This window comes from Gordonia sp. ABSL11-1, from assembly GCF_030315685.1.
Taxonomy (GTDB): Bacteria; Actinomycetota; Actinomycetes; order Mycobacteriales; family Mycobacteriaceae; genus Gordonia.
Genome location: NZ_JASXSI010000009.1, coordinates 110,892 through 125,824, shown reverse-complemented (window position 1 = coordinate 125,824; position 14,933 = coordinate 110,892). Strand labels below are relative to the sequence as shown.

Annotated in this window: 11 protein-coding genes and 2 pseudogenes; 6 read left to right on the top strand and 7 right to left on the bottom strand. The window is 69.1% G+C overall.

Features of this window, described 5'->3' with window-relative positions; genetic code table 11:
• Nucleotides 1-202 precede the first annotated feature (202 nt).
• The 7 genes and pseudogenes from QSJ19_RS12295 to QSJ19_RS12265 all read right to left on the bottom strand — a co-directional run bounded on the left by QSJ19_RS12295 (nt 203) and on the right by QSJ19_RS12265 (nt 8,763).
• The gene (locus tag QSJ19_RS12295) at nt 203-1,216 is read right to left on the bottom strand and encodes a hypothetical protein (protein ID WP_286320730.1); all 1,014 of its coding nucleotides are present in this window, start codon (nt 1,214-1,216) and stop codon (nt 203-205) included.
• Nucleotides 1,217-1,435: 219 nt separating this feature from the next.
• Nucleotides 1,436-2,329 (bottom strand): annotated as a pseudogene (locus QSJ19_RS12290) (alpha/beta fold hydrolase).
• A gap of 78 nt (nt 2,330-2,407) precedes the next feature.
• Nucleotides 2,408-2,869, bottom strand: a pseudogene (locus QSJ19_RS12285) (alpha/beta fold hydrolase); the annotation flags it as partial.
• A gap of 60 nt (nt 2,870-2,929) precedes the next feature.
• Nucleotides 2,930-4,585: an L-aspartate oxidase gene (nadB, locus tag QSJ19_RS12280; protein ID WP_286320728.1), complete on the bottom strand. Its 1,656-nt coding sequence runs from the start codon at nt 4,583-4,585 to the stop codon at nt 2,930-2,932.
• A gap of 94 nt (nt 4,586-4,679) precedes the next feature.
• Nucleotides 4,680-6,785 carry a heavy metal translocating P-type ATPase gene (locus tag QSJ19_RS12275; RefSeq protein WP_502876148.1) on the bottom strand — a complete coding sequence of 702 codons (2,106 nt, stop codon included), beginning with the start codon at nt 6,783-6,785 and terminating at the stop codon, nt 4,680-4,682.
• 88 nt (nt 6,786-6,873) lie between these two features.
• A complete protein-coding gene (locus QSJ19_RS12270; RefSeq protein ID WP_286320726.1) occupies nt 6,874-7,683 on the bottom strand; it encodes an alpha/beta fold hydrolase in 810 nt (269 codons plus the stop codon).
• A 36-nt stretch (nt 7,684-7,719) separates the two neighbouring features.
• Nucleotides 7,720-8,763 carry an NAD(P)-dependent alcohol dehydrogenase gene (locus QSJ19_RS12265; protein WP_286320724.1) on the bottom strand — a complete coding sequence of 348 codons (1,044 nt, stop codon included), beginning with the start codon at nt 8,761-8,763 and terminating at the stop codon, nt 7,720-7,722.
• Between the two features lie 183 nt (nt 8,764-8,946).
• Here QSJ19_RS12265 and QSJ19_RS12260 point away from each other — a divergent pair, with 183 nt between their 5' ends.
• The 6 genes from QSJ19_RS12260 (at nt 8,947) to QSJ19_RS12235 (ending at nt 14,892) form a co-directional block, all read left to right on the top strand.
• Nucleotides 8,947-10,206, top strand: a complete 1,260-nt coding sequence (locus QSJ19_RS12260; RefSeq protein WP_286320722.1) for an MFS transporter — start codon at nt 8,947-8,949, stop codon at nt 10,204-10,206.
• 57 nt (nt 10,207-10,263) lie between these two features.
• Nucleotides 10,264-10,617, top strand: coding sequence for an ArsR/SmtB family transcription factor (locus QSJ19_RS12255; RefSeq protein ID WP_502876147.1), 354 nt, complete (start codon nt 10,264-10,266; stop codon nt 10,615-10,617).
• A 180-nt stretch (nt 10,618-10,797) separates the two neighbouring features.
• The gene (locus QSJ19_RS12250) at nt 10,798-11,739 is read left to right on the top strand and encodes a metal ABC transporter substrate-binding protein (RefSeq protein ID WP_502876146.1); all 942 of its coding nucleotides are present in this window, start codon (nt 10,798-10,800) and stop codon (nt 11,737-11,739) included.
• Nucleotides 11,732-12,580, top strand: coding sequence for a metal ABC transporter ATP-binding protein (locus tag QSJ19_RS12245; RefSeq protein WP_286320720.1), 849 nt, complete (start codon nt 11,732-11,734; stop codon nt 12,578-12,580). Before QSJ19_RS12250 ends, QSJ19_RS12245 begins: the two co-directional genes overlap by 8 nt.
• A 35-nt stretch (nt 12,581-12,615) precedes the next feature.
• Nucleotides 12,616-13,437: a metal ABC transporter permease gene (locus QSJ19_RS12240; RefSeq protein WP_286320824.1), complete on the top strand. Its 822-nt coding sequence runs from the start codon at nt 12,616-12,618 to the stop codon at nt 13,435-13,437.
• A 51-nt stretch (nt 13,438-13,488) separates the two neighbouring features.
• Nucleotides 13,489-14,892 (top strand): ABC1 kinase family protein, encoded by a 1,404-nt coding sequence (locus tag QSJ19_RS12235; RefSeq protein ID WP_502876153.1) that lies wholly within the window; start codon nt 13,489-13,491, stop codon nt 14,890-14,892.
• Nucleotides 14,893-14,933: the final 41 nt, after the last annotated feature.

Sequence of the window (14,933 nt, the reverse complement as noted above, 5' to 3'; positions counted from 1 at the left end):
ACCGGTACTCCCATGGGGTATAGGTCACCCAGCCGGTTGCCGTCGCAGGTCCGACGGCACACGCCCAGGCAGATACCCTGAATCCACAACACCACCCGTTGTGTTTTCAGGGTGGTGTTGTGGATTCGGGGTGGATCGGTTCAGGGGTGGATCGGTTCGCCGGGCGACCGGCCCCGACAGCGGATCGTGACGGAAGGCCCGACTACCGCATCGCGGCGGCGAGCCGTTCGAGCGCGGCGGCGACGTCACGCAGCGCCGCAGCGATCTCCGCGTCCGATCGACCGGCTGACGATGCGGCATTCGCGGCCGGACCAGCGGTCGACGATGCGGGAGGTGCGGCGGGTGGTGGGGTGACCGGTTGCGAGCGGGCCGGCTGCGGGCCCGGCGGTGTCGCCGGCGCTTCGGACTGCGGCTCCTGGTCGTCGGCGTCCGGCAATCGATGACGGCTGCCGGCGCGCGCAGCAGTGGTGGGCGGCTCGGCACCCGTCGACCGACGGCCCGGACGGTAGCCGTCGTGAGGACCGCCGGAGGCATGCGCACCGGCCGCGACCGGCGGGCGTCCCATGGACGCCTGCGGCATGACCTGCGACGACTCCTGGGTGGCGGTCGCAGAGGCCGGTTCTGCACGACGTCTGGCCGCGGGCGGCACCGATGATGGTGTCGCCGAGATCGGCGATGCCGGAGATGGCGGAGATGGCGGCGCAGGGCTATTCATCGGGGGCGGTGGCTGGTGCGGCGGCAGCGGCGGTTGCATCGGACCCGACTGGTGACCGGGCCGCTGTTGGGGCGGCAGCGGCGGCGGCCCCGGCGGGATCAGGCCGGACTGTGGTGCTTGCCCCGGTTGCTGGACCGGCCCCTGACCGGGCATGGCGCCGCTCTGCGGACCTCGCGCGGGAGCCGGGGCGTGACCGTTCGACGGCGCGAAGAAATGCGTGCCGCCGTGACCTTCGAAGTAGAGGCAGGCCGCGCCGTGCTGCGAGCGAAAGGAACACGGGTTGCGTTCGATCAGCGACTGGGCGTGGTCGTCGAAGTCGTTCCACTCGAGCCACAGACGTCGGTCGGTGCGCGGACGCACACTCGCGTCCGACGCGTGATTACCGCGGTGGCCTGCGGCGAGCCGGCAGTGCAGCAACCACTCCGATTGTCCCGTCAAACCCAGTGCCGCGCGTTCCGCGGGCGTGCAGACGACCGTCGACCAGCAGCCTTCGCCGTTCATCCGGCCTCTCCTTCGCGCTCACCGCGCACACGCAATCGGTCAAACGGTCTGCTCCCTGCGCTCGCGTTCGTGGCACGGGACATGGGGACGTCCTGGCACGCCGTCAACACGCGACACCGATTCTCTCCCCCGGCGGTCAGTGTACGAATAATCCGACCCTCCCCGCCATAGACGCGGCGCAAATATGTGCCGCCGATGCGCCGGCGGTCCGGTCGCGGGCTATCTGCGTGCACGGATGAAGTCGAGGACGACACCGGTGAACGCGTCGTTGTCGTCGGCGGCCGCGGTGTGTGCGGCATCCGAGAGTTCGACGACCTCGGCCTTCGGGACGACCGCGCGGAAGCCCTCGACAGCGTCGGCCGGGACGACGTCGAACAGCTTGCCGTGGATGAGCAGGATCGGCACCGACAGCGATGCCAGTTGCTCCTCGAGATGTTCGGCTCGCACGAACCGGTCGTCGCCGGGTCTCGAGCGCACGAACGCCGGGTCCCGGCGCCAGTACCAGCGGCCGTCGTCTCCCTGACGCAGGTTGCGTTTGAGCCCTTCCGAATCGAAGACCTTGTCGCGGTGCGGGAGATAGGCGGAGATCGCGTCGGCGTCGTCGTGCAGCGTGTCGAATCCGTCGACGTTGCCGGTCATGAAGTCGCGGATGCGGGCGCTGCCCTGCTGATCGAACCGCGGTACGACGTCGACGAGGACGAGTGCTTCGACTGCTGCTGAGCCCACCCACGCCGGCTCCGACGAGCGTGACCGGCCGGCCGATCTGCCGGACGACCTCGACGACATCACCGGTGAACAGGTCGAGGCCGTAGTGACCGTCGGGCGACCAGGCGCTGCGGCCCTGTCCCCGTGTGTCGAGCCCCGTGTGTCGAGCGAGAAGACCCGGGCACCCGCGTCGGCGAGGAGATGGCCCGTCTTCTTCCAGGAATGCCGGGTCTGACCGCCGCCGTACAGCAGCAGGATCGTCGGTCCGGTCGGCCGGTCACTGTCGGTGGCGCTGTAGCCGGCGCTGCCGGTGTCGTCGGAGGGTGGACGCCATTCGTCGGCGCGCACTGTGATGCCGCCGACGCCGGTGAAGTCGATCTCGTCGGGCGGCGTCGTCGAGGTCGGCATGGATCCGATTGTGCGCCCGTGCCCGCACCGGTGTGTCCCCGGGTGCACCGGCACCTGGTTGAAGGCCATGTACCAGCTCATGACCATCTGCCTCAGCAGCAGCCGCAACTGGGTGCGCACCGACGTCCCGGCCTGCCGCATCGCGGCGATCGGCGGGACGGCCATCGCGACCACCCGCCGGAACGGGTTGTCGGCGCGGGACGCGATGCCGTGGACCGTGAGGGCTCCCCAGTCGTGGCCGATGAGAACGGCGTCGTCGCCGCCGCCGAGCGCGCGATGCACCGCGAGTGCGTCGTCGACCAGTGCTGCGACGTGATAGTCGCCGTCGGCGGGAATCGCTGACGGGGCGTAGCCCCGCGTGAACGGCGCGACGACCCGATAACCGGCCTCCGCCAGCACCGGCCCGAGATGGCGCCACGTCCACGCCGAATCGGGGAATCCGTGGAGACACAAAGCGAGTGGTGCGGGCTCCTCACCCCAGGTCAGCGCATGCAGCCGGATGTGGCCGAGGTCGACGTCGATACGGCCGGGCGCGGTCATGACCGCCGACGGTACCGCGTGCGGGCACTCGCGGTCAGCACCCGTCATCAAGACCCGATATCAGAGTGCGACGGCGTCGATCGCCACGATCGACTCGGCTCCCTCGCAGTCGGAGATCTCGCCGTCGATCAACCCGAAGCACCTGCTGCGCGCGACCGGATCGGTCGTCGGGTGATCGGTCCGCGAGTGGCAGCCGCGGGACTCGGTCCGTGCCGCTGCCGCCGCCACCACGACCCGCGCGGTGAGGGTCAGTGCGGAATCCTCGACATCACGGTCGGTGACGTGCTGCCGGATCGGGGCGTGCTCGAGAAGCGCCGCCACACGACCCAGCCCGTCGGCGTCGCGTCGCAATGCGACCGATCGGGACATGTTGTTCTGCAACAGATATCGATCCACGGCGGGCTCTGCGCGAACATCCGACGGTGAGGCGTCGGCGACCGGTCGGCCGGCGCGGACCACCGCGACCGCAGCAGCCCGCCGACCCATGACGAGTCCTTCGAGCAGACTGTTGGACGCCAGCCGGTTGCCGCCATGCAGGCCGGTCCGCGCGACCTCGCCCGCCGCGAGCAGACCGGGGATCGCCGTCCGGCCGTCGACGTCGGTGAGAACGCCGCCGCAGAGGTAGTGCGCACCGGGGACGACCGGGATGAGGCCGGCATCGGGGTCGAGGCCGGCGGCGACGACACCGGCAGTCACCGTCGGAAAACGGGTCGCGAAGTCGGGGATGCTGCGCACGTCGAGGAACACGCAGGGATCGCCCGACTCGGTCAGTCGGGCCTCGACGGCGTTGGCGACCACATCACGCGGTGCCAGGTCGCCCAGGGGGTGAACGCCGGCGGTCACCGGGCGACCGGCGGCATCGACGAGCCGACCGCCCTCGCCGCGCACCGCCTCACTGATCAGCGTGCGACGTCCGCGCGCGCCGTCGACATACAGCATGGTCGGGTGGAACTGGATGAACTCCATGTCGGCGACGACCGCGCCGGCACGAAGGGCGAGCGCGAGGCCGTCGGCGGTCGCGCCGGCCGGGTTGGTGGTGGACGCGTACAGGTGCCCGCTCCCACCGGTGGCCAGCAGGACGCTGGGAGCGCGCACGACGTGGCGGCGTCCGGCCGACCGGAACACGACGCCCGCGGTCTGCCCGTCGGCGCGCAGTATCTCGGTCGCCACGGCGTCGTCGTGGCACGTGATCGCCAGGTGCCGCGACGCCTCATGCAGCCGGGCGCCGAGGGCGCGCTGCACCTGGGCACCGGTGGCGTCACCGCCGGCGTGGATGATGCGGCGGACCGAGTGACCGCCCTCGCGGGTCCGGGCCGGCGAGCCGACGGTGTCGCGGTCGAACTCGGCACCCCGCGCCATCAGTTCATTCACGGCCGACCACCCGTCGCCGAGGATCGGGCGGGTCGTCTGCGGATCGGTGAGGCCGGCACCGGCGGCGACGGTGTCCGCGACGTGCAGGTCGACGGAGTCACCGGGGACGTCGGGCATGACGACGGCGATGCCGCCCTGCGCGTAGTGGGTCGCCGTCGGCTGCTCCGCATCCGACCGAAGGGCCGGGTCCGGCCAGACGCGGCCCTTGGTCAGAACGACGACGCGCAACCCGGCCTCGGCGGCGGTGAGCGCGGCAGTGATGCCGGCGACCCCCGCGCCGACCACGACCAGGTCGGCGCGCGACTCATCGCCGATGATGTTCCGATCTGCTCGCGTATCGGTCATGTCGCACCTCTCCGGGACGGGGCTTCGTCGATCTGGTCAACGACGACACGGCGTTTTCGATTCCCAGTCGAAAACTCTACCCGTCAGAGGGCCGTCAATGCACGGACAGATCCGCCCGGCGAAGGAGTTGGGCGTTCAGCGCGACGATCACCGTCGACGCGGACATGAGGATCGCGCCGATCGCCATCGGCAGGACGAATCCGATCGGCGCCAGCACACCGGCGGCCAACGGCACGGAGATCAGGTTGTAGCCGGCGGCCCACCATAGGTTCTGGGTCATCTTCCGGTAGGCCTGTGCCGACAGGTTCATCGCCGACACCACCGTCCGCGGGTCGTCGCCCACGAGCACCACGCCCGCCGAGCCGATCGCGACATCGGTTCCCGCGCCGATTGCCACACCGACGTCCGCGCGGGCCAGCGCGGGTGCGTCGTTGACGCCGTCCCCGACCATCACGACGGTACTGCCCTCGTCCTGGAGGTCGGCGACGATCGACTCCTTGTCCTCTGGACGCACTCCGGCGTAGACCCGGTCGATGCCGAGTTCGGCGGCCACCCGCTCGGCGACGTCACGCGCATCGCCGGTGGCCATCACGGCCTCGACCCCACGCCGACCCAGCGCCCGCACGGCCTCGGCCGACTCCGGACGCACCTCGTCGGCGAGCGCGAGCGCACCGACGACCCGGCCGTCGACGACGACATGCAGGACCGTGTTGCCGTTGCCGACGAGGCGGTGGGCACCACCGATGGCGTCGAGTCGGCGATCCTCGAGCAACCGCGGTCCGCCGACTGCGACCTCGAGCCCGTCCACCACGGCCCGCACCCCGACTGCCGCGCTCGACGAGAAGTCTTGGGCGACAGCAATGGTGAGCTCGCGACCGCGTGCCGCGCGCACCACGGCGGCGCCGAGCGGATGCTCGCTGTCGGACTCTGCAGCAGCCGCCAGGGCCAGCACCTCGTCGCCGGACATGGCACCGGTTCCCGAGCCCGCCACCACGTCGACCACGGCGGGCTCACCCTTGGTGAGTGTCCCGGTCTTGTCGAACAGGACGACGTCGGCGAGGCGCAGTGTCTCCAGCGCGATCCGGTCGGTCACCAGGACACCCATCGTCGCCGCGCGTTCGGTCGCGATTGCGACGACCAGCGGGATCGCGAGGCCGAGCGCGTGCGGGCAGGCGATGACGAGCACGGTGATCGTCCGGATCACCGCGTTGTCGGGCTGCCCTACCGCCGTCCACACGACTGCGGTGAGCACGGCGGCGCCGAGGGCGAACCAGAACAGCCAGCCTGCCGCGCGATCCGCCAGGCGTTGTGCGCGGCTCGTCGAGTTCTGCGCGTCGGCGACGAGGCGCTGAATACCGGCGAGGGTGGTGTCGTCGCCGACGGCGGTGACCCGTACCCGGATGGCGGTGTCGGCGCTGATCGTGCCGGCGACGACCTTGTCGCCGACCGTGCGTGTCACCAACGCCGATTCTCCGGTGATCATCGACTCGTCGACATCGGCTGTGCCGGAGACGATCTCGCCGTCGGCCGGGACACGTCCGCCCGGCCGCACGATCACGACGTCGCCCGCACTCAGCTCCGACGGCGGGACTGTCGTCACCTCATCGCCGACGACACGCTCAGCCTCATCGGGCAGCAGGGCGGCGAGCGACTGCAGCGCCGACGTCGTCTGCGCGATCGACCGCATCTCGATCCAGTGACCGAGCAGCATGATGACGATCAGCAGCGCCAGCTCCCACCAGAAGTCCAGTTCGTGGTGCAGCACCCCGAGCGACGCACCCCACGACGCGACGAACGCCACCGAGATGGCGAGCGCGATGAGCGTCATCATCCCCGGTGCGCGAGATCGCAACTCGCCCACCGCCCCGGCGAGGAAGGGGCGGCCGCCCCATACGAACATGACCGTTCCCAGGACCGGCGAGATCCAGTCGACGATCCCCCACGACGGCAGCGCGTACCCGATCAGGTCGGCGAACATCGGACTGGCGATCACCACCGGGATGGCGAGGACCGTCATGGCCCAGAACAGTCGGCGGAACATGGCGACGTGATCGCCGTGGCCGGCGTGGGCGTCATGGCCGCCGTGGTCGCCATGACCGCCGCGATCCGCGTGGCCACGATGCGCGTCGACGTCCTCGTGATGCGTCGCGGCATGACCGTCGCGGGCACCGGTCGATCCGGACACAGTGTTGTGCTTCATGCCCCCGTTCTATACCCCTAGGGGGTATACGTCAAGGCTCGGGAACCACGCAGAGTGGGAGCAATGACGCGCCCGGTGGACGCCGCTCTCAGCGCGTAGTCGTCGGTGCGCTGTCCAGGAACTCCACCACCATCCCCGGCCACCGACGCAACTCCGCCGGTGTCGCCGCCACCTCGAGTCGCGCATCGGGTAAGGCGTCGGCGAGCAGCCGCCCGCTGCTCACCGGATGCGTGTCGTCGCCGGTCCAGCTGAGGATCAGGACCGGGAGATCCAGGGCGGCAAGTTCTTCCGGCGGCGGTAGATCCGAGATCGCCGATCCGCGCAACACCCAGGGATAGATCGACGCTCGAACGGCGACCGGGCTGACGAAGCGTTTCGCGTCGGCGAGCGCCGGTGATACCGGGGCGTCCACGGTCAGTCGTTCCAGCGCGGCCAGTCCGTGGTGTTCGATCAGGTCCGCGGACGCGATCCGGATCGGGATCTGGGCACGACGCGTCTGCCAGATCGTCGGCGGGGTGGTCAGGACGAGTCGGGTGAACCGATCCGGTTGCGCCAGGGCGGCATAGAGGATCGAGGCAGTGCCCATCGACGAACCGATCGCGCCGACACGTTCACCCGGGGCGGCGACGTCGAGTACCGCCGACAGATCGCGGCCGAGTTCGGGCCAGGTGTACTCCTGCGCCGACCGACCACCCGAGGACCGCCCGTGCCCGCGGGCGTCGTAGCGGATCAGCCGATGCGCCGATGACACAGCCCGCCAATCGAATTGGCCGGAGGACTCCTGCCGGTAGCCGCTCGAGCTCATCCCGTGCGCCCACACCACGGCGGGGCCCCGACCGGTCTGATTCCACGCGATCCGCGCCCCGCGGATCTCGGCGAGCCGGAAGGCGGGTGTCACCGCGCCCCGATCCCCGCGGAGGTCCCGATCACCAGGTCACAGGGTGGCGGTGTCGATGACGAACCGGTAGCGCACGTCGCTCGCGACCACGCGGTCGTAGGCCTCGTTGATCTTGTCCGCGCCGATGACCTCGATCTCGGAGCCGATACCGTGCTCGGCGCAGAAGTCGAGCATCTCCTGGGTCTCGGCGATGCCGCCGATCATCGACCCGGCGAAGCTGCGTCGGTTCGCCGTGACGGCGAATGCCGGGATCTCGATGGGATGTTCGGGCAGGCCGAGCTCGACCAGCGTGCCGTTGATCGCGAGCATGCCGAGATATTTCTGGATCGGGAGATTCGCCGAGACCGTGTTGATGATCAGGTCGAACTCGTTGCGCAGATCGTCGAAGGTGTCCGGGTCGCTGGTGGCGTAGTAGTGGTCGGCGCCCAGGCGCAGCCCGTCCTCCATCTTCTTGAGTGACTGCGAGAGCACGGTCACCTCGGCGCCCATCGCATGCGCGATCTTGACACCCATGTGTCCGAGACCGCCGAGCCCGACGATCGCGACCTTCTTGCCCGGCCCGGCATTCCAGTGGCGCAACGGCGAGAACAGAGTGATCCCGGCGCACAGCAGCGGTGCGGCCTCATCGAGCCCGATGCCTTCGGGGATGCCGCAGACGTAGTTCTCGTCGACGACGATGGCCGTGCTGTAGCCACCGTGGGTGGGCTGTCCATCCCGGTCGACGGCATTGTAGGTGCCGGTCATCCCGCGCTCACAGTACTGTTCGTCGCCGGCCTTGCACGGCTCGCATTCGCGGCACGAGTCGACGAAGCATCCGACGCCGACGCGGTCTCCGACGGAGTAGCGGGTGACGTCGGATCCGACCGCCGAGACGATGCCGGCGATCTCATGACCGGGCACGACCGGGAATGCGGTCCGGCCCCACTCGCCGCGGGCGGTGTGGATGTCGGAATGGCAGATGCCCGCGTAGGCGATGTCGATGACGACGTCGTGCGGCTTCGGGTCGCGACGCTCGATGGTGGTCGCCTCGAGTGGCTGATCAGAGGCGGTCGCGATGTAGGCGTTGACGGTGCTAGGCATGAGTGCTCCCTCGGATCGGCGTCAGATGCGCGGGTCGGATCGTGGTCGCCGACGCCCGCGGCGGGTCTCCCCGCACCCACTCCAGTGTTGCGGAGATCGGTGGTCGCGTGGGACGTCGGGCGAATAGATCACATTCAGGAATATTTATGTGCGCATATGCGCACTCGTATCTACTATCGAGCTGTGGCCGCACTCTTCCGCATCCCGACGTTCCGTCGACTGTTCGCCGCGCAGGTCGTCTCCCTGCTGGGAACGGGCCTGATGACGGTTGCTCTCGGCCTGCTGGCCTTCGACCTCGCGGGTTCGGACGCCGGGACCGTGCTCGGTACCGCGCTCGCGATCAAGATGGTCGCGTACGTGGTGATGGCCCCGGTGATGCGCGCGGTCTGCGCACGGTGGTCGGCGCGTTCGGTGATGGTGGGCGCCGACGTCATCCGCATCGCGATGGCAGCCGCGCTGCCCGTCGTCGGCGAGGTCTGGCAGATCTATGTCCTCGTCTTCGCCTTACAGTCTGCGTCGGCGACGTTCACACCCACCTTCCAGTCGGTCATCCCGACGGTGGTGACCGACCGCGACGTCTACACCCGGGCGGTGTCGGCGTCGCGGATCGCCTACGACCTCGAGTCCGTGGTCAGTCCGATGATCGCGGCCGCGCTGCTCGGGGTGGTCGGCTACTCGTTCTTGTTCGTGGGGACCGCGGTGGGCTTCGCCGCCTCGGCCGCCCTCGTGGCGACGTCCGGACCTCGGATCCCGTCGCAGCATGCGGGCTCCGTCGGCGACTTCTGGTCGCGGACCACCGCAGGCCTACGGATCATGCTGTCCCGCCCGGTCTTCCGCGGCATTCTGTGGGCGAACATCGCCACCGCCGCGGCGACGTCCGTCGTGGTGGTCGGTTCGGTGGTCTATGTCCGCGCCGAACTCGGTCTGGGCGACTCGGTGCTCGCGGTTGCGCTGGGCGTCTTCGGGGCCGGATCGATCGTGGCGGCGGTGGCGTTGCCGTGGTTGCTGCGGAGGGTCGCCGCGGGGCGGGTCGTCGGCGGAGGTGCGCTGGGATGTGCGGCCGCTCTCGCGGGTGTGGGACTGATGACGGCGATCGCACCGACGATCGGTGCAGTTCTCGTCCTGTGGTTCGTCCTCGGGGCAGCGACGTCGCTGGTGAACACCGCATCCACCCGGATGCTCCGCGACCACACCGCCGCCGCCGACCGCGAGGCGGTGTTCACCGCACAGTTCTCGCTGTCGCACGCGGCATTCCTCGTGACCTATCCGGCAGCGGGGTGGGGGCCTGCCCTCGTCGGACCGTGGGCGACCCCCGTGATCCTCGCCGTCCTGGCCGCGGCGGCCGCTATCGCCGCGCGGCGGACGTGGTCGCGGGCGGCGTCGTCGAGACCGGTTCGCGCACATCGATCGCCTACCATGACAACAACGGCACCGGCCGGCTGAGCTCGTCGAGCACACGGGGCGCCGGTCCCGCGAGGAGGTCTGTCGACGATGGACGAGATGGCGTCACCGCGCGACCCCGTCAGTCTCCACCACGCCGTCGAGCCCGATCCGGCCCTGCTGAGCGCGGCGACGTCCGTGTTCGCGATGCTCGCCGACCCCACCCGGCTGCACATCGTGTGGCTGCTCTCCGACGGCGAAGCCGACGTCACCGCGTTGACCGAGGCCACCGGCGCATCGCGGACCGCGGTCAGCCAGCACCTCGCGAAGCTTCGATTCACCGGACTCGTCGACACCCGTCGCGAGGGCAGACGGATGATCTATCGCCTCCGCGACGGGCACCTGAGCCGCCTCATCGAGGAGGCGCTGAATCATGCCGATCATCGGGTGACCGGGGAGCCGGTCCACGACTGAGGCCGGTTCGCTCGGGCCGTATCGGACAGAGCCCGGCGCAGCTGACCAGATGACGGTGAACGTAACGCTCGGCGTGACGATCGCCGTCATCTGCGTGCGAGCACCGAAAACGCGGCCGTGCGAACTGAATTTTGGTATCGCTAACTTGCAAGTTCGGCTGGCCGAACTTAAAGTTGGCCCATGTCAGCAGCCCGCCGACCCGCGATCGCGCTCCTCGCCGTGGCCGTGATGCTGGTTGTCGGCGCATGCACTGCCGAACCCGCGCGGGACCGGCCCAAGGTCCTCACAACGTTCACCGTGCTCGCCGACGTCGCGCGGAACGTCGCCGGCGAACACGCCGACGTCGTGTCGCTGACGAAGTTCGGCGCCGAGATCCACGGATACGAACCCACCCCGGGAGACCTGCACAAGGCCGTCGGCTCCTCCCTGGTCGTCGTCAACGGCCTCCACCTCGACGACTGGTTCGAGCGCTTCCTCGCCGACATCGACGTCCCGCGGATCGTCGCGTCCGACGGCGTCGAGCCCATGCACATCACCGACATCCCCGGCGCCGGCGAACAACCGGGCAGCGCAGCGCCACCCAACCCGCACGCCTGGATGTCGCCGGTGGCGGTGAAGACATACGCCGACAACATCTCTCGCGCGCTTGCGCGGATCGATCCGGACCATGCGGATGCCTACCGCGAGAACGCCGCCGCCTACGGCGCGCGACTCGACACCGAACATCGGCGGCTGACGTCGGCGGTCGCGGCACTCCCACCGAACGAGCGTGCGCTGGTGAGCTGCGAGGGCGCGTTCAGCTACCTCGCCCGCGATACCGGGCTCACCGAGTTCTACATCTGGCCGGTGAACTCCGAACAGGAGGCAACACCTCAGCAGATGCGCCGCACGGTGGATTTCGTCCGGGATCGCCAGGTGCCGGCCGTGTTCTGTGAGTCCACCGTCAACGATGCGCCGATGCGGCAGGTGCAGCGGGCCACCGGCACACGATTCGGCGGGACCCTCTACGTCGACTCCCTCTCCGAGTCCGACGGCCCGGTCCCCACCTACCTCGACCTGCTCCGCCACGACATCACCACCGTCGTCGACGGACTCACCAGAACGGAGGCCGATCATGCCTGACGACCCCGAACGCGACGACCGCGCCTCCGAGACCTCCGAGACCTCCGGGGTCCCCGCGCTCGAGATCGCCGATCTCACCGTCCGCTACGGCCAGGTCACCGCGTTGCGCGACGTGTCGCTGACACTGCAGCCGGGCCGGATCTGTGGGCTCATCGGGATGAACGGATCGGGCAAATCCACTCTCTTCAAGTCGATCATGGGACTGGTCCGCCCGGCGTCGGGGCACGTCCGCATCGCCGGACGCAGCCCGAATCAAGCGCGCTCGCGCGGCCTGGTGTCCTACGTACCGCAGGCCGAGGCCGTCGACTGGGAGTTCCCGATCTCCGTACGAGAGGTCGCGATGACCGGACGCTACGGACGCCAGAACATCTTCCGCCGTGCGAGCAGCCGCGATCGCGCCAGTGTCGACGACGCCTTGGAAAAGGTGGGCCTCACCGACCTCGCCGACCGTCAGATCGGGAAACTGTCGGGCGGTCAGCGCAAACGGGCGTTCGTCGCCCGCGGCATCGCGCAGGGTGCGGAGATCCTTCTGCTCGACGAACCGTTCGCCGGCGTCGACAAGCGTTCGGAGAGAACGATCATCGACCTCCTCGTCGAACTCGCCGCGAACGGTCGGACCATCCTCATCTCCACCCACGATCTGTCGACGTTGCCGTCCTTCGCCACCGAGGCGGTCCTGCTCATGCAACGCGTCCTCGTCCACGGCACACCCGATGAGGCGTTACGGCCGGAGAATCTGGCGCTCGCTTTCGGCCTCGACGTCCTCGGCGACGCACACACCGGCGGCATTGCGAAAAGCATTACGCGACAAGATATCCGGAACTCCGAGGTGGCGTCGTGATCGACTTCCTCATCGAGCCCTGGACCCTGACGTTCATGCGGGATGCGTTTGTGGCCAGCGCGATCGCGGCCGCGGTGTGCGCACTGATCAGCTGCTGGATCGTGCTGATCGGATGGTCGCTGATGGGCGATGCCGTCTCGCACGCGGTCCTGCCGGGCGTGGTGCTGTCCTACATCATCGGGGTGCCGTTCGCGATCGGCGCGGTCGTCTTCGGGTTCCTGGCGGTGACCCTCATCGGCACCATCCGTGACACCAGCCGGGTGAAGGAGGACGCCGCGATCGGCATCGTGTTCACCACACTGTTCGCGCTCGGTCTGGTCCTGGTGTCGGCCACCCCGAGCCAGACCGACCTCAACCACATCCTGTTCGGAAACGTGCTCGGCGTCTCCGGCGCCGATCTGTGGCAGCTGGTGATCCTCGGCGCGGTGGTCGCGCTCGTGCTGATCGCCCGCCGCCGTGACCTGACACTGTTCGCCTTCGACCCTGTCCACGCGCACGCGATCGGCCTGTCGCGTCGGCGGCTCGGTGCCCTGCTCCTCGGTCTGCTCGCACTGACCTGTGTCGTCGCGCTGCAGGTGGTCGGCGTGATCCTCGTCGTCGCGATGCTGATCATCCCCGGCGCGGCGGCACACCTGCTGACGGATCGTTTCGGCCACATGCTTCTCATCGCCCCGGCGCTGGCCGTCGGCGCGACCGTCGTGGGCATCTACATCAGCTACGGCGCCGACGTCTCGCCCGGCGGCATGGTCGTTCTCACGCAAGGTGTGATGTTCACGCTGATCTATTTGTTCGCACCCCGAAATGGCCTCCTGACCAGCTGGTTGGCGCATCGACGCACCTCGCTCACGCCCGCCTGACACCGCGTCGGACTGGGATTCGTGCACCGTAGATCGTTACACTTGCCGATGGTGACGATGCAGAACTCTGTCGACGACGGCCCCTCCGCGGCCCAGCCGACCGACCTCCGCGCGCAGCTGCCCCGCGTGTCGACGATGGCCGAGATCTCCCGATTCGGCACGGCGACCGCACATGCTGCGGCGGGCGTCGGGCGATTCGTGCTCCACACCGTCGGGGACGCCGTCCGCGGGAAACCGCCGACCGCGCAGCGCGTCGCGCACGAGATCCGGTCCACGTTCGAACACCTCGGGCCGACGTACGTGAAGTTGGGCCAGCTCATCGCGTCGAGCCCCGGCGTCTTCAGTGAGACGCTGTCCAACGAATTCGAGTCGCTGCTCGACCGGGTCTCCCCGGCCGATCCCGCGCTCATCCGTGCGCTGTTCATCGACGAGATCGGCCGACCGCCCGAGGAGGTGTTCGCCACCTTCGACGTCGTCCCGATCGCCTCGGCCTCGATCGCGCAGGTGCACACCGCCACCCTGCATTCCGGTGAGGAGGTCGTCGTCAAGATCCAGCGACCCGGGATCACCGGCCGCCTCGCTCCCGATGTGGCCCTGCTCGAGCGATTCGCCGGTCTGGCCGAGATCTCCGAGTACGGACGCATGCTGAGCGCGCGGCACGTCGTCGAGGACTTCGCCGACGGACTCGCCGCCGAGCTCGACTTCCGCAACGAGGCCGACACCATGCGGGAGTGGTACGAGTGCCTACGCCCCGGCCCGTTCGGTGATCGCGTCCGCGTCCCGAAGGTCTACGACGACTTCACCACGTCCCGCGTGCTCACCATGGAACGCATCTACGCCGTCCGCATCGATGACGCGACCGCCGTCCGTGCCGCCGGCCACGACGGCGTCGCGCTGTGCCGCAACCTCTTGCTGTCGCTCCTCGAGTCCGCATTCCACGGTGGACTGTTCCACGGCGACCTGCACGCGGGGAACGTCCTCGTCGACGCCGACGGCACCCTCGTGCTCCTCGATTTCGGCATCGTCGGCCGGTTCACCAAGCGGACACGACGGATTCTGCGTCAGCTCGTGGTCGACCTCCTGGTGCGCGGCGACTACGAGTCGGCCGGGCGGGCGATCTTCCTGCTGGGCGCCGTCCACAAGCCGGGCTCGACGGCCGAGGGCGCCGACGACATCCGCAAGGTCACCATGCCGTTGTCGACGACCGACCTCGGCTCGATGTCGTACACGGATCTCGGACGGCAACTCGCCGCCGTCGCGAAGGCCCACGACGCCCGACTGCCCCGCGAACTGGTCCTCGTCGGCAAGCAACTCCTGTACGTGGAGAAGTACATGAAGCTCCTGGCTCCTCGATGGAAGGCCATGTCGGACAAGGAGATCTACGCCTACATGGCGGGCATCATGAAAGAGGCCGAGCGGGATCGGCGCGCAGATCGCGACCGGCTCGGCGGATAGCGGATCACACCATCACTGTCATGAATGCCCGAGTGTCCTTC

What these genes read in the sequence shown, in the direction of transcription:
- QSJ19_RS12250 (WP_502876146.1), top strand. Translation starts at nt 10,798, where the DNA reads ATGTCAGCAGCCCGCCGACCCGCGATCGCGCTCCTCGCCGTGGCCGTG.
- QSJ19_RS12255 (WP_502876147.1), top strand. Translation starts at nt 10,264, where the DNA reads ATGGCGTCACCGCGCGACCCCGTCAGTCTCCACCACGCCGTCGAGCCC.
- QSJ19_RS12265 (WP_286320724.1), bottom strand. Translation starts at nt 8,763, where the DNA reads ATGCCTAGCACCGTCAACGCCTACATCGCGACCGCCTCTGATCAGCCA.
- QSJ19_RS12245 (WP_286320720.1), top strand. Translation starts at nt 11,732, where the DNA reads ATGCCTGACGACCCCGAACGCGACGACCGCGCCTCCGAGACCTCCGAG.
- QSJ19_RS12275 (WP_502876148.1), bottom strand. Translation starts at nt 6,785, where the DNA reads ATGAAGCACAACACTGTGTCCGGATCGACCGGTGCCCGCGACGGTCAT.
- QSJ19_RS12240 (WP_286320824.1), top strand. Translation starts at nt 12,616, where the DNA reads ATGCGGGATGCGTTTGTGGCCAGCGCGATCGCGGCCGCGGTGTGCGCA.
- nadB (WP_286320728.1), bottom strand. Translation starts at nt 4,585, where the DNA reads ATGACCGATACGCGAGCAGATCGGAACATCATCGGCGATGAGTCGCGC.
- QSJ19_RS12295 (WP_286320730.1), bottom strand. Translation starts at nt 1,216, where the DNA reads ATGAACGGCGAAGGCTGCTGGTCGACGGTCGTCTGCACGCCCGCGGAA.